This window comes from Herminiimonas sp. GW821-FHT09C12, from assembly GCF_059416385.1.
Genome location: NZ_JBWKPC010000001.1, coordinates 1684370 through 1704997, shown reverse-complemented (window position 1 = coordinate 1704997; position 20628 = coordinate 1684370). Strand labels below are relative to the sequence as shown.

Below are 20628 nucleotides of genomic sequence, written 5' to 3'. Positions count from 1 at the left end.
CTGCCTTATCATATAGCGTTTTCGTACAATTGCTCAATCCCTTGAGATTCCTTATGCAAATGCTGCCCCGCTATTCTAATCGTGCCCCAGCCATCGCTGGTACTTTTTGCCTGTTACTGGCAACCGTACTCACAGGTTGCGCATCGAAAAACCCGCTGATGGACGAACCGACGCCGGTTGCCGCGACTGCAAAGCCAGCCGTCGCTCCACAGCAGGCCAAAGCTGCAGAAGAAAAAACCGCATCCACTGCGCCTGCCACTACAGCCGACGCAAAACCGGTTGCAACGCAAGCTGCAGCTACCACCGGTGTGCAAACCAAAAAAGAGAAACGCTTCCTCGGCATTTTCTCGCCTTACCGTCCTGACATCCAGCAAGGCAACTTCGTCTCGCAAGAAATGGTCGCGCAGTTGAAAGAAGGCATGACACAAGATCAAGTCATCTTCTTGCTCGGCACACCGCTACTCACCGATATCTTCCACGCTGAGCGCTGGGATTATGCCTTCCGCATGCAAAAAGGTAATGGCGAAATCACCACCAGCCGTGTCACCGTTTTCTTCAAGGACAAGGTGGTATCGTCCTTCGAAGGTGGCGGCGATCTGCCGACTGAAAAAGACTACATCGCGCGCATTGCCGACAAAGCCAAAGAAGCCAACAAATAATTAACTGAATTTACGCATGACTCAATTGAAAATCGCAGTAGCAGGTGCATCTGGCCGTATGGGCCACATGTTGATCGAAACCATACTGAACGCACAAGATGCAACACTGTCTGGCGCGCTTGATATTGCCAGCTCACCGGCTATCGGCACAGACGCTGCTGCCTTCCTCGGCAAACCATCCGGCATCTTGATCGAATCTGATTTCGCCAAGGGTTTGGCCAATTCCGATTTCTTGATCGACTTCACACGTCCTGAAGGTACGCTGGAGCATGTGGAATACTGCGCCGCACACAATATCAAGATGATCATCGGCACTACCGGTTTCGATGCAGCAGGCAAGGCAGCGATCACAGCAGCAGCTAAAAAAACCGCAATCATGTTTGCACCAAATATGAGTGTAGGCGTGAACGTCACGATGAAATTGCTGGAAATGGCTGCGAAGAATTTCTCCGAAGGCTATGACATCGAAATCATCGAAGCGCATCACCGCCACAAGGTCGATGCGCCATCCGGTACCGCGATCAAAATGGGCGAAGTCATCGCCGGCGCACTCGGCAAGGAACTCAACGATGTCGCAGTATGGGCACGCGAAGGCGTAACCGGCGCACGCGATCCATCGTCGATCGGCTTTGCCACCGTACGCGGCGGCGACATCATCGGCGACCACACGGTATTATTTGCCGGCGACGGTGAACGCATCGAGATTTCACACAAATCATCCAGCCGCGTCAGCTATGCACACGGCAGCTTGCGCGCCGTCCGCTTTCTGGCCGACAAGAAAACCGGCTTGTACGATATGCAGGATGTACTCGGCTTGCGTTGAACTGAACGCTGCACACCCCATCAAACTGATTTACTCGGATCGATAATATGAACTCAACTGCAGCGGATCAGGGCTTGGGACTGGCGCATTACTGGGCACAAGGCGATGCCGTCTCGCACGCCGTCGCTTATGTATTGCTGATCATGTCGATACTCAGCTGGTATTACATCCTGTCCAAAGCATGGAGTTCATGGCGCATACGCAAAAGCGCTGCTGCACTCGAGGGCTTCTGGCAAGCACCTACGCTGACCGATGCAATCGCAACCATCAAAGTTGTCGATAGTGAAAACGTCTACACGCCGCTGGCAGCTCAAAGCGTCGAAGCGGCCAACATCAAGCCGCACGCCAATTCGCTGAACGCGAACACGGATCCTGGCGAATTGATTACCCGCACACTGCGTCAAGAAATCAATCGCGTTTCATCCAGACTGGAAACCGGCTTGACGCTGCTAGCATCAGTCGGCTCGACCGCACCTTTCATCGGCTTGTTTGGCACCGTATGGGGTATTTACCATGCGCTGGTCGCAGTATCTGCATCCGGCACCATACAGATCGACAAAGTCGCGGGCCCCGTTGGTGAAGCGCTGATCATGACTGCACTCGGTCTGGCCGTCGCGATTCCTGCGGTGCTGGCCTACAACGCCTTTACCCGTGTCAATCGCGTCACATTGGCTGAGCTGGACGCCTTTGCACACGATTTGCATGCCTACTTGACCACCGGCGCACGCGTCGGCAAGTAAGCGTTACGCACGCTACTCGGGAGAGAACATGTCATTCGGCGGATTCAACGACAATCAGCACTCGGCACCCATGGCGGATATCAACGTCACACCTATGGTGGATGTGATGCTGGTACTGCTGGTGATTTTCATCATCACTGCGCCTTTGTTCACGCATGCGATCAAGCTCGATCTGCCTAGTGCACAATCGGCACCTGCTCCGGCTGAACCGACGACGATTTCGCTCTCCATCAATGGCGAAGGCGCCATCTTCTGGAACAACGATCCGGTATCGCAAGACGAACTGACCGCGAAACTCGCGATTGCCGCGAAACAGCAGCCACAGCCACAAGTACAACTCCGTGCCGACAAAGGCACGCGTTACGAAGTCATTGCACAAGTCATGGCCGCAGCACAAACCAATGGCGTAACCAAGCTGGGCTTTGTGACCGAAGCGCCGCAATCATCCAAGAAATAAGATCCATGGCCGTCGTACATTTAAACGGTGACACCATCACCGATCAGCAGTCCTTTCATAGCGCATGCAAGACTGCATTCGGTTTCCCGGATTTCTACGGCGACAATATGGATGCCTGGGTCGATTGCCTCAGTTATCTGCGCGATGAGGAGAACATGACAAAATTTCGCCTCAAACCGAACGAAAAGCTGCAAATCGTCATAGATCACGCAGAAATATTGCGCAAAAACGTCCCCGATCTCCTCGAAGAATTAAGCTTCTGCATCGAAGGCATCAACGAACGCTACGCCGATTACGGCGAAAATCCGGCGCTCGAACTCAAACTGGCCTGAACTCCCCCTAATTGCCTCGCCTCTGACGCGCCATCCGGGTGGACGAACCAGTATAATCACGGGTTCACATTCACTTTTGGCTCCATCCGTCATGCAAGATAAATACAGCCCCGCCGAAGTAGAGAAATCGGCGCACGACCATTGGCAGGCAATCGACGCTTACAAGGCCGTCGAACACGCCAAGGATAAAAACGGCAACGACAAGAAGAAATTCTACGCTTGCTCTATGCTGCCGTATCCATCCGGCAAGCTGCACATGGGGCATGTGCGCAACTACACGATCAATGACGTGATGTACCGCTATCTGCGGATGAATGGCTACAACGTGCTGATGCCTATGGGCTGGGACGCGTTCGGCATGCCTGCGGAAAATGCAGCAATGGCCAACAATGTGCCGCCAGCACAGTGGACCTACGCCAACATCGATTACATGAAGACGCAAATGGCGTCCATGGGCCTGGCCATCGACTGGTCGCGCGAAATGACAGCGTGCAAGCCTGAGTACTACAAATGGAACCAGTGGATGTTCCTGAAGATGCTTGAGAAAGGCATCATCTACAAAAAAACCGGCACCGTGAACTGGGATCCTATCGATCAAACGGTTCTGGCAAATGAGCAAGTTATCGACGGTCGCGGCTGGCGCTCCGGCGCGCTGATCGAAAAGCGCGAAATCCCGATGTACTACGCGCGCATCACCGATTACGCCGAAGAATTGCTCGATCACGTCGACAATAAATTGCCAGGCTGGCCGGAACGCGTGCGTACCATGCAAGCCAACTGGATAGGTAAATCGACAGGCGTACGTTTCGCCTTCCCGCACGATATCGAGGAAGACGGCAAACTGATCAATGACGGCAAGCTGTGGGTATTCACCACACGCGCCGACACGATTAAAGGCGTGACCTTCTGCGCAGTAGCGCCGGAACATGCACTCGCAACTTTCGCCGCCAAGACCAATCCTGAACTCGCTGACTTCATCGCCGAATGCAAACTCGGCAGCGTCATCGAAGCCGATATGGCGACGATGGAAAAGAAAGGCATGCCTACCGGCTTGTTCGTCAAACATCCATTGACGCACCAACTGGTTGAAGTCTGGGTCGGCAACTACGTGCTGATCACCTACGGCGACGGTGCCGTGATGGGCGTGCCAGCACATGACGAACGCGACTTCGCGTTTGCACAAAAATACGTGCTACCTATTCATCCTGTCATCGACATTGAAGGTAAAACCTTTTCAGAAGTGAGCTGGCACGACTGGTACGGCGACAAGGAAAATGGTCGCTGCATCAATTCCGGCAAATACGATGGTTTGAATTATCAACAAGCGGTTGATGCCATCGCCGCGGACTTGGCTGAACTCGGTCTGGGCGAAAAGAAAATCACCTATCGCCTGCGCGACTGGGGTATTTCACGCCAGCGTTACTGGGGCACGCCTATCCCGATGATCAACTGTACCGAGTGCGGTGCAGTACCAGTGCCAGAAAAAGATTTGCCGGTCGTCTTGCCAGAAGATTGCGTACCAGACGGTAGCGGCAACCCGCTGAACAAGCACGAAGCCTTCCTCAAATGTGATTGCCCGAAATGTGGCAAAGCTGCGCGTCGCGAAACCGACACGATGGACACCTTCGTCGATTCGTCCTGGTACTACATGCGCTATTGCTCGCCTAATAGCAACGACGCGATGGTCGACAGCCGCAACGATTACTGGATGCCGATGGACCAGTACATCGGCGGCATCGAACATGCAGTCTTGCATTTGCTGTACGCACGCTTCTGGACCAAGGTCATGCGCGATTTCGGCCTCATCAAATTTGATGAGCCATTTACCAATCTGCTGACGCAAGGCATGGTTCTGAACGAAACCTATTATCGCGAACCTACACCAGGCAAGTTTATTTGGTACAACCCAGCTGACGTACAACTTGAGCTGGATGAAAAAGGCCGTCCTATTTCAGCAACATTGAGCACCGATGGTCAGCCTGTTGCAATCGGCGGCACGGAAAAAATGTCGAAATCGAAGAACAACGGCATCGACCCTCAAGCACAAATCGATCAGTACGGCGCAGATACAGCACGTCTGTTCACGATGTTTGCATCGCCACCGGAACAAACGCTGGAATGGTCGGGCGCGGGTGTAGAAGGCGCGAACCGTTTCCTGCGTAGAGTCTGGGCTTATGCCTACAATCAGTCGGCACGCATTAGCACCGCTCTGGCCGCACCTATTGTGCCCGGAGCACGCGACTATACTGAAGTTCACAAGACGCTGCGCCGCGAACTGCACAAGATCCTGCAGCAAGCAGACAACGATTTCAAACGCATTCAGTACAACACGGTCGTGTCTGCCAGCATGAAAATGCTGAATACATTGGAAGGTGCCAAGCTGGATGATTCTGCGGCGTCGAATGCAGTCGTCACCGAAGGCTTATCTATCTTCCTGCGCGTGCTGAATCCGGTCGCACCACACATCACGCACGCACTGTGGCAAGAACTTGGCTACGCCACATTGTTCGGCGATATCCTCGATGCCGCATGGCCACAAGTTGATGCAAGCGCGCTGGAACAAGCCGAAATCGAAATGATGATCCAGGTCAACGGCAAGCTGCGCGGCAGTATCATCGTTGCCAAGGATGCTGACAAGGCTACGATCGAAGCAGCTGCATTGGCGAATGAAAGCGTACAGAAATTCATCGAAGGCACACCGAAGAAAATCATCGTGGTGCCGGGAAAACTGGTCAGTATCGTTGTCTGATTTGAAGTATCAACCAACGCAGGATTACTCATGTTAAAAAATCGCCGCCTTCTTTTTACTGCACTGGCCTCGACTGTCATGCTGTCTGCCTGCGGCTTCAAGCTGCGCGGCTCGGTGCTTGGTGAGAACTTGCCGTTCAAGTCGATTTTCATTACGCCACCCGACGCCGCCTATTACACAGCAAATGCATCGCTGGGAGCGATGCTACGCCGCTATATACGCGGCAGTGGTGAACTTGAACTCAAAACATCGCAAAAAGAAGCGGAAGTAACACTAGACCTCATGAGTGAGGTCAGGAACAAAGTTATCTTGTCCTTGAATAGTCAGGGCCGTGTGCGTGAATACATGTTGTATTACAACGTCACCTTCCGTGTTCTCGACAGCAAGGGCCTGATACTGCTGGAGCCAACCCTGATCACATTGAAGCGCGACATGAGCTATAACGAATCACAAGCGCTGGCGAAAGAAGCTGAAGAAGTTACGCTGTATCGCGATATGCAATCAGATGCCGTACAGCAAATTCTGCGCCGTCTGGCTGGCGTCAAGCTGGTAGACAGCGGTCCTGTAGAAAAATAATGCAACTGCGCATAGATGCTCTCGACACGCATTTGACCAAGCCGCTCGCCGGCTTGTATGTCATCACGAGCGACGAGCATCTGCTGGCACTGGAAGCCGCCGACAAGATTCGTAAAACTGCACGCGCACAAGGTTTTTCCGAACGCGAAGTACTGCTCGTTGATCGCAGCTTCAAATGGGGCGAATTGCTAGCAGCCAATCAATCGCAATCATTATTCGGCGACAAGAAACTGATAGAGCTGCGCATCCCCACCGGCAAGCCGGGCAAGGATGGTGGTAAAGCGCTGCAGGATTACGCTGCATCGCTAAGTCCGGACAATGTCACCTTGATCACATTACCGAAACTTGATTGGGCAACGCAAAAAGCAGCATGGGTCGCCAGCTTGCAGCAAGCCAGCGTGTACATCGATATTCCATTGGTCGAACGCGCACAATTACCTGCGTGGTTAGGCGTGCGCCTTGCAGCGCAACGCCAAAGTGCGGATCGTGTATGTCTGGACTTCATTGCCGATAGAGTAGAAGGCAATTTGCTGGCTGCGCATCAGGAAATCCAGAAACTGGCCCTGCTCTACCCAGAAGGTCCTTTAAGTTTTGAGCAAATCCATGACGCCGTGTTGAACGTGGCGCGCTACGATGTATTCAAGCTGAATGAAGCAATGCTGAGCGGCGACACTGCGCGTCTGGTTCGCATGCTGGAAGGCTTGAAAGGCGAAGGTGAAGCTCTACCGCTGGTACTGTGGGCCGTAGCGGAAGAAATCCGCACCTTGCTGAAGCTGAAATCAGGCGTCGCGCAAGGCAAACCGCTTAGTCAATTGACAAAAGAATATCGCATCTGGGGTCCACGCGAACGTCTGATCGAACCCGCGCTGCGTAGACTGAAATTATCGACACTGGAAGGCGCGCTGCAAGAAGCCGCACAAATCGATAAGATGGTGAAAGGTTTACGCGCGAAGAAGTTCTCCGGCGATGCATGGGATGCCATGCTGCAACTAGGATTGAAGATTGCGCGCGGTTAGCCGGCAACAGAATCCCTGCTCTTGCACATGAGCACAAGGCGCACCATATACATGTCTGCATCAGCAGCAAGCGCTCCTGATAATTCCAGACTGTAGTTTTAAAAACTATCCATTCATTAACCGACACACCAACCATTCCTTAGCAAAATGGACATCAAGCAATACATGAAAGAAGTTGGGCTACGTGCACGCAAAGCATCGCGCGCCATGGCCAAGGCCGATACTGCGGCAAAGAATCAGGCATTGCTGTTAATCGCAGCCGCGATTCGTCGCGATGCAGATGCACTGCGCGCAGCCAATCATCAGGATCTGGAAGCAGCGCGTGCTAGCGGCTTGGCACCCGCTCTGCTCGATCGTCTGACCTTGTCCGACAAAGCCATCGCCACCATGGCAGAAGGTCTGGAGCAAATCGTTGCCCTGCCCGACCCTATCGGTGAAATCTCGAACATGAAATATCGCCCGACCGGTATCCAGGTCGGCCAGATGCGCGTACCGCTGGGCGTGATTGGCATCATTTATGAAGCGCGTCCTAACGTCACCGTTGATGCTGCAGGCTTATGTATCAAGAGCGGTAACGCAACTATTCTGCGCGGCGGTTCCGAAGCTATCCATTGCAATCAGGCACTGGCAAAAATCGTCAGTGAAGGTTTGGCCGGTGCCGGTCTGCCTGCTGATGCAGTACAAATTGTGGAAACCACGGATCGTGCAGCAGTCGGTGAATTGATTACGATGCCTGAATATGTGGACGTCATCGTGCCACGCGGCGGCAAAGGTTTGATCGAGCGCTTGATGAAAGAATCCAAGGTTCCGATGATCAAGCATCTGGATGGTATTTGCCACGTCTACATCGACAGCAATGCTGACCTGAAAAAAGCACTGGATATTTCCTTCAACGCAAAATGCCATCGCTATGGCACTTGCAACACGATGGAAACATTGCTGGTCGCGCGTTCAATTGCACCAACGGTTTTGCCAGAGCTGGCTAAACTGTATGCAACGAAGGAAGTGGAATTACGTGCTGATGATGAAGCGCGCGCCATACTGCAAGGTTATCCGCATTTGACCGCAGTGACCGAGCAGGACTGGAGCGAAGAATATCTGGCAGCCATACTCTCCGTAAAAATCGTTGACGGCATGGATGAAGCTATCGATCACATCAATACCTACTCGTCGCAGCACACCGATTCCATCGTCACGGAGGATTACACACGTGCGATGCGTTTCCTGCGTGAAGTCGATTCAGCATCCGTCATGATCAATGCATCGACCCGCTTCGCTGATGGTTTTGAATACGGTCTGGGCGCAGAAATCGGCATCTCGAACGACAAATTGCATGCACGCGGACCAGTCGGTCTGGATGGATTGACGTCCTTGAAATACGTAGTCTTTGGGCATGGGGAAGTTCGTGTGTAATGCCATGCGACGGAGTACTGCCGTGCAAGGCAGTACCGTTACGCAGACGCAGGGCAATGCCCCGCGAAACCACTGCTTCACCATGGCGAAGTACGTGTCTGACGCCATTCACGCATTAGCAGGGAAATAATATGCTTTGGATTAAATCACTGCACATCGTGTTCGTCATCTCATGGTTTGCCGGTTTGTTTTATCTGCCGCGTATCTTCGTCAATCTGGCAATGGAAACCGATGCCACAGCGACCACGCGCCTGCTGTTAATGGCACGCAAACTGTATCGCTTCACGTCTATTCTCGCAGTACCGGCCGTACTGTTCGGCGTCGCCTTACTGTTTTACGGATTCGGCCAAGGCCCTGGCAGTATGTGGCTGCATGTGAAGCTGGTGTTTGTGATTCTGGCGATCGGCTACCATCACGCCTGCAATTCATTGCTGAAAAAATTCGAGCTCGGCACCAATAAGCGCAGCCATACCTGGTTCCGCTGGTTCAATGAAGTGCCGGTGGTTTTGCTGCTGGCAATCGTGATCCTTGTCGTGGTCAAACCGTTTTAATTATTTCCGGAGTTTTCCATGGCAAAGATTTGCGAATATTATTTTGCGCCCCAATCACCGTGGGCTTACTTTGGACACGCACGTCTGATCGCACTGGCAAAACAATACGATGTGCAAATCGAGATGAAACCTATCGATTTGCAAAAAGTGTTCAGCGTCTCTGGCGGTTTACCATTAGCAAAACGACCACCACAACGTCAAGCCTATCGACTGCTTGAATTGAAGCGCTGGAGCGCTCATCTTGATTTGCCGCTGAATCCGCAACCGAAGTTTTCACCGGTATCCGGCGACCCTGCTGCCAAACTGATCATCGCCACCAAGCTCGCGCACGGCACCGATGCGGCACTGGCACTGACTAGCACCATCATGCACGCGTTCTGGGCTGATGATAAAAACATCATGGATGCAGATACTTTGGCAGCACTGGCAAATGCCGCAGGCTACGATGGCAGCGCATTAATGAAATCGTCGGAAACGACCAGCGTACAAAACGAATACGATCAGTTCACCAACGATGCAATGGCCGCCAGCGTATTCGGTGCGCCATGGTATGTAGTCGATGGTGAAGCGTTCTGGGGTCAGGACAGACTGGACTTCGTGGAACGCGCTTTCCAAAAATAAGCACAGCTGGATAGTAGTAAAAAAGTAGTACAACACGGTACGCGCGACACATCATCTCGATGTGGTCGCGCGTCTATTTTCATAACGGATAAAAGGTCCCCCATGTCATCATCCCATTCCTATTTTTGCCCATGCCCGCGCGGCCTGGAAATTGCACTAGCCGAAGAGCTCAACGAGATCGCAGCAATGCCTGGCAGTGGCAACACACTCAAGGTACATACGCAAGTTCCCGGCGGCGTGCATTGCTCCGGCACACTACAAGATTCCTACAGAATCAATTTGCACTCGCGCATTGCATCGCGCGTGCTGATGCGTATGGCGCACGCCAGTTACACCACCGAAAACGACATCTACGATCTGACACTGGCACAAGCGTGGGAAGACTGGTTTGAAGTCGACCACACCATCCGCATCGATGTGACCGCAATCAAATCGCCGCTGCGCAGTCTGGAATTCACCACACTGAAAATCAAGGACGCGATCTGCGATCGCTTCCGCGACATCTACGATAGACGTCCATCCGTGGATACAAAAATGCCTGATATGCGCGTCGTCGGCTTTCTCGACGCGCGTACGTTCACCTTGTATCTCGATACCTCAGGCGAAGCATTATTCAAGCGCGGCTGGCGCATGGAAACCGGTGACGCGCCACTGCGTGAAAATCTGGCAGCAGGCCTGTTGCGCACTACCGGCTGGAAACCAGGCATGACCTTGTTCGACCCTATGTGTGGCTCCGGCACCATCCTGGCAGAAGCAGCACAAATGCTGGCAGGCATTCCACCAGGCTTGCATCGCAATTTCGCATTCGAAAAATTTGCGGGCTTTAGCAAGGATGAATGGGCTGCGATCAAAGCCAGCGTAAAACCGAATGACTTGCCAGCAACACCGACTATTTTCGGCAGTGATATTTCCGGCGACATGGTGGCCATGACGCGCAACAATTTGAACAAAGCCGGAATTCGATTCGAAGTCCCGCTCAAGCAAATTGAAGCGCAAGAAGTCAAAGCGCCAAGCGAAACACCAGGCATCCTGCTGACCAACCCGCCATATGGCGAACGGATAGGCTTGCGTGGCGACAGCACGATAGAGGGCGATGAGATGGCGAAGGAATTCTTCAGCGCCCTCGGCACTACGCTCAAGCAACGCTTCGCCGGATGGAAAGTCTTTTTGTTCACAGCCGATCTCGGCTTGCCGAAATTGCTGCGTCTGAAAGAAGCGCGCAAAACGCCTTTCTTCAACGGCGCGATCGAATGTCGTTTATTCCGTTTTGACATGGTGGCTGGCTTCAATCGCCGTGAACAAGCCATACCCAAGACTGATTCCAAAGAGTAAGAAACTTCCTGAAGTCTCCTGACATAATGCTGTCAGGAGCACTCCCGCATGATGCGTCTTGCCATTTGGCATTTCCTTCGAGGACATCATGCAGACAAAAATTAACTGGTTTGAAATTCCCTCCACCGACTTTGGTCGTGCCACACGTTTTTATGAGGCCCTGTTCGACACCACACTCCGCATAGAAGAAGGCAATGCAGAGCTGATGAAAATGGCCATATTCACCGATCCTAGTGGCACAACCTGCGGCAGCGTCACCCATAGCGAGTACTCCCAACCAAGCAGCAACGGCACCATGATTTATCTGGATGCCAGTCCGTCTATCGACACCGTACTCAAGCGGATAACACCTGCCGGTGGCAAGATTTACCTGCCAAAAACGGAACTGCCAGACGATATCGGCTTCATCGCACACTTTGTCGATACCGAAGGCAATCTGGTTGGGCTGCACGCACAACATTAAACCTGCATAAACGTGAACTGGACGGTGAGGTGTGCATTTGTCAGAATGAGGCGACAAACCTCATTCTGAATCACCATCCAATCTCATTTGGAGCGCAAGATGCTGTCCCTATACCCAATCACGCACAACTGCCATGCGCCGCGCTGAACGTCTGTTTCAGATTGCACAGTATTTGCGTGGACGCAGACTTACCACTGCACAGCAATTAGCGAACTGGTTGTCGGTATCGGAACGCACGATTTATCGTGATGTGCGTGACTTGTCCTTGTCTGGCATTCCAATTGAAGGAGAAGCCGGCGTGGGTTATCGCGTCAAGGCCGGCTTCGATTTACAGCCACTGATGTTTTCCAGCGATGAGATCGAAGCAATGGTCGCCGGCATGCGTATGGTGCAAGCCTGGGGTGGTCCGCAACTGGCAGCATCGGGCGCTGCTGCGTTGGCAAAAATCACACTCGCCTTGCCGCGCGAGAAACGTGACTTCGTCGAAGCAACACCATTGTTTGCACCAGATTTCCATATCGATCCTAGCCATGGCGAAAGACTGGAAAGCATACGTCAAGCGATAGGCAAGCAAAACAAGTTGCAACTGGATTATGTCGATGCCAAACAGCAGGCAACCTGCCGCATCATCTGGCCACTGGCTTTATATTTCTGGGGTGGCGGTTGGTCCATCGCAGCCTGGTGCGAAACACGTAGCGATTTCCGTTCCTTCCGCCTGGACCGTGTGCAAGCGATGCGCCTTGTCGATTCCTATACCGGCACCAGCGGACGTCGTCTCGCTGACTTTGTACGCGCCATGCAACGTGAGAACGATTGCGCCTGATATCGCGTACTTGTCGTAGTTCTATTTCGCAACCATCTCGTTTCCAGCACTTCTCAGCGCGCTAACGACGATTGGGCTATGCTTTTCCTTTTGCCATGCAGGAGAATCACATGTCGCGCACTGCCAATAACAGCTTTCAATTAAAAGACCCAGCGCTCTTGCGCAATCTCGCCTACATCGATGGCGCATGGGTAAGTGCAAAGACCAGCTTTATTGTCACTAATCCGGCAGATGGCAGCACCATAGGCAGCGTGCCTAACATGGGTGCAGAAGAAACAGAAGCCGCTATCAAGGCTGCGCATGTCGCCTTCCCTGCCTGGGCTGCTAAAACCGGCAAGGAGCGCTCTATCATCATGCGCAAGTGGTTTGACCTCATCATCGCCAATGCAGACGATCTAGCAGCTCTCATGACTGCAGAACAAGGTAAGCCGCTGATTGAGTCCAAAGGCGAAGTCATTTACGGCGCCAGCTTCATCGAATGGTTTGCCGAAGAAGCCAAACGTGTCAGTGGCGATGTGATGGCCTCAACCTGGAGCGACAAGCGTACCGTCACGCTCAAGCAACCAATAGGCGTGTGCGCATCGATTACGCCGTGGAATTTCCCGATTGCGATGATTACGCGCAAGGTTGGGCCTGCCGTTGCTGCAGGTTGCACCATCGTCATCAAGCCTGCCGAACAAACCCCGCTGTCTGCGCTGGCGATCGCAGAACTGGCGCATCGCGCAGGCATTCCTGCCGGTGTCATCAACGTCGTCACGGCAGATGCAGATAAATCAATTGCGGTCGGCAAAGTACTTTGCTCCAGCCCGATCGTGCGTCACGTCTCGTTCACCGGCTCAACACCAGTCGGTCGCATCCTGATGGAGCAATGCGCACCTACCGTCAAGAAAATTGGCTTGGAACTCGGTGGTCACGCGCCTTTCATCGTGTTCGACGATGCAGATCTGGATGCAGCAGTCGCAGGCGCACTGCAATCAAAGTATCGCAATGCCGGTCAAACCTGCGTCTGCACCAATCGCTTCTATGTACATGAATCAATTTACGATGCCTTCGTACAAAAGCTGGGCGCCGGCGCCGCACAGATCAAGGTTGGTAATGGTTTCGAGCAAGGCGTATTGCAAGGCCCGCTGATCGATGAACAAGCAATCAAGAAAGTCGAACAGCATGTAGGCGATGCAGTGAAAAAAGGCGCACAGGTCATTACCGGTGGCAAGCCTCATGCATTGGGCGGCTATTTTTATGAACCTACCGTCTTATCGAATATCAGCAATGACATGTTGATCATGCATGAAGAAACCTTCGGCCCGGTCGCAGCCGTCATCAAGTTTAAAACTGAAGACGAAGTCGTCGCCGCTGCCAATGACACCGATTTCGGCCTTGCCAGTTATTTCTATTCACGCGATATCGGCCGTGTCTGGCGCGTTGCAGAAAAACTGGAATACGGCATGGTCGGCATCAATACCGGTTTGATCTCCAATGAAGTCGCGCCATTCGGCGGTGTCAAACAATCCGGTCTCGGCCGCGAAGGCTCCAAGTACGGCATAGAAGAATATCTGGAAATTAAATACCTTTGCATGGGTGGCATCTAAACACGTCGCCCATAACTATCAACGATACACCACACATCGGCCTCACGATTTGTTCAAGTAGAAAAGAGTAATACCGATGTCTCACACACCAGAAACGTCCGCGCGTCCTGTCACTGCCATCGTCATCAACAGCACTGCGCTGGCGGTGATGCTGGCGGCCTTGTCCATGCTCGGGCCTTTTTCCATCGATGCTTATTTACCGGCATTCCCTAATATTCAAGCAACGCTTGGTGCCACTGCGCTGGAAGTTCAGCAAACGTTAACCGCTTATCTGCTCTCGTTTGCCGTCATGATTCTGTGGCATGGCGCCTTGTCGGATGCTTTTGGCAGACGCAATATCATTCTGGTGTCACTCGCGGTCTTTGCAGTTGCAACGCTCGCTTGTGCGGCCGTACACAGCATTGAATATCTGTGGGTATTCCGTATGTTGCAAGGCATCTCGGCGGGCGCAGGTGTGGTGATCGGGCGTGCGATTATTCGCGATCTGTATGCAGGTGCAGCGGCCGAACGTTTGCTGTCCCTGGTGACGATGATTTTTTCCATCTCGCCGGCCATTGCTCCTATTCTCGGCGGCTGGATAGTCCAGCATTCTAATTGGCGCGCCATCTTTCTTGCCTTGTTCGTGTATGCGGTGTTATTACTTTTCTACTGCTACAAACGCTTGCCGGAATCACTCTCGCTAGAGAAGCGTCAGCCTTTTAATCCTCACTTCCTGTATCACAGCTACAAGCGTGTCTTTCGCTCGCCACTGTTTCATTTGAAGGCTGGAGCGGTGGCGTTCAATTTTGCCGGCATGTTTTTGTATGTCGCTGCTGCACCCGTATTCCTGGTAGAGCATCTCGGACTGGGTCCTGAACAGTTCGGCTGGCAATTCGTTCCTATGGTGTCAGGAATTTTCTGCGGCGCACTAATGGCTAATCGATTGGCTGGCAACATTCCCACCTCGCGACAAGTGCTGATCGGCTTTGCCTTTCTGGTCGGCGCGGCTGTATTCAATGTGAGCTATCACGCCTTGTTCCCACCGACGTTGCCGTGGTCGGTTCTACCCTTATTTTTTTACACCTTCGGCATGTCCATGGTGGCGCCTGGTGCAACTCTATTGGTGCTGGATTTGTTCCCGAATATTCGCGGCATCGTTGCTTCATGCCAGTCATTTGTCATGATGATATTGGGCGCGCTGGTCGCTGGCGTGATTGCGCCAGCTTTATCACATTCACCACTTGCACTCGCAAGCGGACAACTGTTTTTTACAGTGGTCGCATTGAGTTTGTGGCTGGGAGGGCGTACTTATAGACGCTTTCTGGATGCACGTAAAGAACCCAATGCATGGGAAACGATAGATTAATTCTTTTAGTGCAGGTAATCGCTAGACAGCGACTGCACGATTCTTTCCATTCTTTTTCGCTACATACATCGCACCATCTGCCAGCGTGATCAATTGCTCGGCAGTGGTGCTGTCTTCAGGCCAATGCATGGCGATACCTATGCTGGCTGATATCGATACAGTCGCCGCAGTCAATGCAAATGGTTGCTGCAGCGTCTGCAATATCTTGTCCGCCACTTCAGTCGCATCCGCATCGCCATTGATCATTTCCAGCACGATGACAAACTCATCGCCTGCCAATCGCGCCACCGTATCAGTGCTGCGTACAGCGCCTGACAGACGTTGCGCAATCGTACGCAAGAGTTCATCTCCCGCCTCATGTCCGTAGCCGTCATTAATGCCTTTGAAGCCATCCAGATCGAGGAAGAGCACTGCCAGCGGTTTGCCCAAGCGGGCAGCACGTGCAATCGACTCCGGCAGTTTTTGCATCAGTGCGCGGCGATTAGGCAAATCGGTCAGCGCATCTTTCAAGGCCATGCCCATCAACGATGCCTGCAACAACTTTCTCTCTGTAATGTCGTGCAGAAAGGCGATAAACAGATAACCATCGCGGCGCGGGACGCAGGCGACCGCCAGCTCAATCGGGAACTCGACGCCATCGCGACGCAATGCCGTCACTTCTATCCGCTGATTGATGATATTGCTTTCACCCGTGGCAATGAAATGCTGCAAGTCTTGCGCATAACCTTCGCGCATAGCCGGCGGCACCACCATTTCCGACAGGTTTTGCCCTATCGCTTCATGTCGCGTCCAGCCTAAAAGACGCTCCGCCTGTTCATTCCAGTCGACGATGATGCCATTCTGATCCATCGCGATAAAAGCATCATTCGCGTTCTGCAAGGTGGCGCGTAATTCTGCTTCGCTATCTTTCAGGCGCTCCTGAATCAGGAGCTGCTGTGCCAAGGCATTTTCCAGTGCGCGTGCTTTTTGCTCTATCTCGCTAGTACGTTCCTGCACCAGATTTTCCAGATTTTCATTCAAGGTGTGCAGTCTCTTCACGTGCTGCCGCTCACGCTCCACCATATCTGCCAGCGTGACAGAAAGCAGGTGCACTTCGTGGTAATTGGGGATGATGGGAATTTGTTCGAAATCATCATCTCTACGCCGCACTATCGCTGCACTCAAATCATCCAGCGGCTTGGCCAGTCCTCGCGCCAATCCAACGGCAACCAACGCCAGTAGTAAACCAACTAAGCCACCAACTAGCAGAATCTGCTTTTGCAAATCACGGAAAGCCGCTAACGCGACCTCTTCCGGCTGGCGTATCAATACCGACCATTTCAACGATGAATAAGCAGCGCGTCCACCCGTCTGCGAATAGCCAGTCAAATAACGCTGCCCATCCGGCCATTTTTCGGCAATAGCTCCCGTGCGACCAGTACGTGACAAGGTCACACTACGCGTATTGACAGTGCTTTCTTCCAGATAATCCGGCCCAAGTATCACCATGCCGTCACTCCGCACAACGATCACTTCGACCATATACTGCCGGTCTGTCGGCACCAACAATTCGTTCGCAATACTACGTGCCCAGTCCCAACTCAAATGTATGCCAAGAACACCACGATACATGCCATTGCTGTGCGTAATCGGTAAAGCTACATCGACAAAACGCCAACGCTCATCCGTATTGGGTAATTTGTTTTCCAGCAAGGAGGAAGGATGGTAGTCACCGATAAACAATTGCTTTTGCCCAGCCATGAACCAGGGACGCTGACTGACATCAACACCGTCCAGCAAACCATCCGAGGCGGCGACCACCACTCCCTTGGTATCGGTCAAACCTATCCAGGCGTAGTTGGAAAAATTTCTGTGTATGTTGTCGAAGACTCTTTGGATATCGGCAGCATTGTCCGAATCTCGTACCGTCGCCAGATTTGCAATGACTTGTGTGTGATCGACCACGCGTGCAATGCCACGATCGAGGGAATCGCGCATCTGCCACGATAATTGCTGGAGACGTTCTTGCGCCTGCTGCTTCGCGTAGGTTGCAGCGAAATGATCGACCAATACCAATAGCGCCAGCATGGTCACGATAACGGTGGCACACACACCTATCGTCACTAGTGTGGCAAGCCGCAAGCGGTCTGGTGTTTTAGGTCTCATCCGAGGTCCCGTCAGCTACTACGTTGGTAGCAAGCATCTTTTAGATGCTCTGGTGCTTTAATAGTTTTATGGAAAAATTTCTTTGTGTGAAGAATTTCTCTACTACCAAATCAAGACCATGAGGGCTTAAACGAACTTTTAGCACAGACAAGGCCGAAAAGCCTGTCTAACGACGTAAATGATTAAACTGCACTAGGAATTAGTGTAAATCACGCAACAAGTTATGCAGCAACTCCGGCTCCAGGGGTTTATGCAGTATCCGTAAATGTGCTTGCGCAATCCGATTGATACTCTCCACCGAGGTATCGCCGGTAATCACCACCGCGGGAATATCGTGACCAGCAGCTTGTCGTACAGCCTGCACGACATCGATCCCGCTAATATTCTCCGCCAGACGGAAGTCACTCAGAATCAGATCAAATGGTGGCCGCGCCTGAGATCGATGTTGCGCGACAGTCTGCAATGCCTGCTCCAATGAAGATACGGCAAACACTTGATGTCCCCACGACGATAACAACAAGCGCATGCTATCCAGCACGCTTGCGTCATCGTCTATCACCAAAATGTCTTTTGATGCAGCACCAGATGCTTGCGCCACCGTCTTTTCCTCAACGACTGACGGTGTGCCATGAATCAGCGGCAACCAGACAGAAAATACAGAACCCTTACCCAACACCGAGCGCAACCCTATACGCACACCCAGCAAATCAGCCGTGCGCTTGACGATAGCCAAGCCCAAACCCAAACCGTGTTCACGTCTGCGTGCAGCATTTCCGATCTGATAGAACTCGCCGAAGATGAGTTGTGACTGTCCCTCCGCAATACCGATACCGGTATCAAGTACCTGCACTTCGACAAAATTGCCACGCCTACGTGCGCCCACCAGAATTTTCCCGCTCTCGGTATAGCGCAATGCATTGGAAACAAAATTGGCAAGAATACTGTGCAGTAAAACGCGATCTGTCTGGATCAACAGCGATGTCGGTCTGACGATAAAGCGCAATTTTTGTTCTGCTGCAACGGCGGAAAATTGCTGATCTATGGTTTCCAATAATTCCTGCAAATCGAATACTTCACGTTTCACCTTGACCGCACCAGCATCCAGTTTGGAGATATCCAACAAGACATCCAGCAATTGCACCAAACCCTTTAATGCAGCTTGCAACTTCGCCGCAATATTACCGACGTCTTCAGTGCGTATAGCCGGTGCGTTACAGAATGCACGCAAGGTTGCGATATACAAACCAAGCGCATGTGTAGGTTGGCGTAAATCATGACTGGCGGCTGCGAGGAATTGTGACTTTGAACGACTGGCCGATTCGGCACGTTCCTTCTCTTGCCGTAATTGTGCGATCAGCTCCACATTCTCGAACCGCAAGGAAACCGCTTCGCGCACAGTGCGATGGAAGTTGCGGCTATAAGCCAGATTGACGCCCAGCAAAAACAGTGACAACACGCCCAGCACCGAAAACAAAGGGCCACCATAGATAAATGAGTGCAATGCAAACGGCAACACAGTCGGCAAGGCAAACGCGTAATACGCCGGAGGAAAAGAAGATTGCGATGCGACCGATCCGCCCGTCATACCGGACAGAAGAATGCAGATAAACACGGTCACTATCGTGCTGTCTGGCGAAAAAAAGAAAATCCCAACCGAACCCCACAAACAACCTGACATGCCGGATAACAATGCATATTTCCAGGCACGCTTATGTGCCCTCTCTTCTGGCTGCAACACACGTAAATCACGACGCACAATCACAATACGGATTGCAGTCAGACCAAAGATTGCAGCTGCCCAAGTGAGCAGCATCGCACGATCCAGCTCGCTCCACAGCAAATAAACCGACAATACAACCACTGCGACATTGCCGAAAAAAATAGGCGTGGCCTGCCTATACAGGATATTGATCAGTTCATTGAATATGCGTTTATCAACCGCAGATGCGGCGCGATGATTATTCATGCGTGTCTCATTTTCGATGCACGGTGATGGATAGAGCTTTCTTCGCAGTGTAATATCTAATCATTACTTTCATGCAACAACTTAAGTGCCATCGGCAATTGCCTGTTGTTACAGTTGCCCAGCCTTCATATCATGACAAAAATCGTAATCGCAGAAGATCACACATTGATCCGGGAGGGATTGAGGTCCTTGCTGGCGCAAGTGCCTGAGATCGATGTTGTTGCAGATACCGGCAACGGTGCATTGGTAGAGCAATTGCTATTGCAAACGCAGGCAGACTTTTTGTTGCTTGATCTAGACATTCCCGGTTGCCATGGAATTGCACTGACAGCGCGCATCAAGCAGCAATCTCCCCATATCAAAATTCTGATCCTGACCGGATCAACAGATCATGTCAGCGTACGACAAGCCTTTGCCGCTGGTGCAGATGGCTACCTGCTCAAGCTGGAAGACAGTAGCGAATTGCTGGAGGCAATTCCAACCGTACTCAACAACAGGCGCTACGTCAGCAAATTGCTCGGCTCCATCGACCACTTTCTGCAAGAAACAGATCAAGCAGTCACGCCACGCGAACAACAGATACTAAAACTGATAGCCTCAGGAAAATCAACGCAAGAAATTGCCGATGCACTGGCACTCAGCGTATTTACCGTCCGCAAGCACAAGCAAAATCTAATGGCGAAACTGTCACTGCACAATGCCGTTGAACTGGCACGTTACGCGCTACATCAAGACGCTTAATCATCAAAATGCGGCATGCATCAAATGATGGGCAGCTAATGGCGGCGAGAATATCAATGTCCCAAAAGCAAGTAAATACTGTAAATGCAGTAGTCGCCGGGAACGTCAGAGGATGGGAATGTTCGGAAAACGAAAAGACGATCTTAACGAAATCTTCACGCCAGGCTTAGGTTTCAGCCTGAAAATCATTTCAAAATATTTGTAGAAATGCGTCAACCGCATTATTTGGCTGGCGTTATGTACGTACGAACCGAAAATACGGTTCGCACTATTTCCTAAACTTTAGA

The 20628-nt window shown here is 52.1% G+C and carries 19 protein-coding genes; 17 read left to right on the top strand and 2 right to left on the bottom strand.

Annotated elements, in window-relative coordinates:
• The first annotated feature begins 53 nt into the window (after window positions 1–53).
• From AC07N2_RS08120 to AC07N2_RS08045, 16 genes are all read left to right on the top strand, one after another.
• Window positions 54–659, top strand: a complete 606-nt coding sequence (locus tag AC07N2_RS08120; protein WP_494777776.1) for an outer membrane protein assembly factor BamE — start codon at window positions 54–56, stop codon at window positions 657–659.
• 16 nt (window positions 660–675) lie between these two features.
• A complete protein-coding gene (gene dapB / locus AC07N2_RS08115) occupies window positions 676–1482 on the top strand; it encodes a 4-hydroxy-tetrahydrodipicolinate reductase (protein WP_494777775.1) in 807 nt (268 codons plus the stop codon).
• A 47-nt stretch (window positions 1483–1529) separates the two neighbouring features.
• Window positions 1530–2222: a MotA/TolQ/ExbB proton channel family protein gene (locus AC07N2_RS08110; protein WP_076593456.1), complete on the top strand. Its 693-nt coding sequence runs from the start codon at window positions 1530–1532 to the stop codon at window positions 2220–2222.
• Between the two features lie 28 nt (window positions 2223–2250).
• Entirely contained in the window at window positions 2251–2679 is a 429-nt protein-coding gene (locus AC07N2_RS08105) for an ExbD/TolR family protein (protein WP_076593455.1), read from the top strand.
• 5 nt (window positions 2680–2684) lie between these two features.
• Window positions 2685–3011 carry a barstar family protein gene (locus AC07N2_RS08100; protein ID WP_494777774.1) on the top strand — a complete coding sequence of 109 codons (327 nt, stop codon included), beginning with the start codon at window positions 2685–2687 and terminating at the stop codon, window positions 3009–3011.
• 91 nt (window positions 3012–3102) lie between these two features.
• Complete coding sequence (gene leuS, locus AC07N2_RS08095) at window positions 3103–5760, top strand: leucine--tRNA ligase (RefSeq protein WP_494777773.1); 2658 nt, start codon at window positions 3103–3105, stop codon at window positions 5758–5760.
• A gap of 30 nt (window positions 5761–5790) precedes the next feature.
• Window positions 5791–6336, top strand: coding sequence for an LPS-assembly lipoprotein LptE (locus tag AC07N2_RS08090; protein ID WP_494777772.1), 546 nt, complete (start codon window positions 5791–5793; stop codon window positions 6334–6336).
• Complete coding sequence (gene holA / locus AC07N2_RS08085; protein WP_494777771.1) at window positions 6336–7352, top strand: DNA polymerase III subunit delta; 1017 nt, start codon at window positions 6336–6338, stop codon at window positions 7350–7352. The genes AC07N2_RS08090 and holA overlap by 1 nt, the downstream gene beginning before the upstream one ends.
• A gap of 147 nt (window positions 7353–7499) precedes the next feature.
• Entirely contained in the window at window positions 7500–8765 is a 1266-nt protein-coding gene (locus tag AC07N2_RS08080; RefSeq protein ID WP_494777770.1) for a glutamate-5-semialdehyde dehydrogenase, read from the top strand.
• Between the two features lie 131 nt (window positions 8766–8896).
• A complete protein-coding gene (locus AC07N2_RS08075; RefSeq protein ID WP_076593449.1) occupies window positions 8897–9316 on the top strand; it encodes a CopD family protein in 420 nt (139 codons plus the stop codon).
• Window positions 9317–9334: 18 nt separating this feature from the next.
• A complete protein-coding gene (locus AC07N2_RS08070) occupies window positions 9335–9937 on the top strand; it encodes a 2-hydroxychromene-2-carboxylate isomerase (protein WP_494777769.1) in 603 nt (200 codons plus the stop codon).
• Window positions 9938–10039: 102 nt separating this feature from the next.
• Window positions 10040–11269: a THUMP domain-containing class I SAM-dependent RNA methyltransferase gene (locus tag AC07N2_RS08065; protein ID WP_494777768.1), complete on the top strand. Its 1230-nt coding sequence runs from the start codon at window positions 10040–10042 to the stop codon at window positions 11267–11269.
• A gap of 88 nt (window positions 11270–11357) precedes the next feature.
• Window positions 11358–11732, top strand: a complete 375-nt coding sequence (locus AC07N2_RS08060; RefSeq protein ID WP_494777767.1) for a VOC family protein — start codon at window positions 11358–11360, stop codon at window positions 11730–11732.
• 133 nt (window positions 11733–11865) lie between these two features.
• Window positions 11866–12555: a helix-turn-helix transcriptional regulator gene (locus AC07N2_RS08055; RefSeq protein WP_494777766.1), complete on the top strand. Its 690-nt coding sequence runs from the start codon at window positions 11866–11868 to the stop codon at window positions 12553–12555.
• A gap of 110 nt (window positions 12556–12665) precedes the next feature.
• Complete coding sequence (locus tag AC07N2_RS08050; RefSeq protein WP_494777765.1) at window positions 12666–14144, top strand: NAD-dependent succinate-semialdehyde dehydrogenase; 1479 nt, start codon at window positions 12666–12668, stop codon at window positions 14142–14144.
• Window positions 14145–14220: 76 nt separating this feature from the next.
• Window positions 14221–15489, top strand: a complete 1269-nt coding sequence (locus tag AC07N2_RS08045) for a multidrug effflux MFS transporter (RefSeq protein ID WP_494777764.1) — start codon at window positions 14221–14223, stop codon at window positions 15487–15489.
• A gap of 21 nt (window positions 15490–15510) precedes the next feature.
• On the opposite strand, the gene AC07N2_RS08040 is transcribed toward AC07N2_RS08045, so the two are convergent.
• Window positions 15511–17634, bottom strand: a complete 2124-nt coding sequence (locus AC07N2_RS08040; RefSeq protein ID WP_494777763.1) for a diguanylate cyclase domain-containing protein — start codon at window positions 17632–17634, stop codon at window positions 15511–15513.
• Window positions 17635–17833: 199 nt separating this feature from the next.
• Window positions 17834–19600: a hybrid sensor histidine kinase/response regulator gene (locus AC07N2_RS08035; protein ID WP_494777762.1), complete on the bottom strand. Its 1767-nt coding sequence runs from the start codon at window positions 19598–19600 to the stop codon at window positions 17834–17836.
• Between the two features lie 132 nt (window positions 19601–19732).
• Here AC07N2_RS08035 and AC07N2_RS08030 point away from each other — a divergent pair, with 132 nt between their 5' ends.
• Window positions 19733–20341: a response regulator gene (locus AC07N2_RS08030; protein ID WP_494777761.1), complete on the top strand. Its 609-nt coding sequence runs from the start codon at window positions 19733–19735 to the stop codon at window positions 20339–20341.
• Window positions 20342–20628 lie beyond the last annotated feature (287 nt).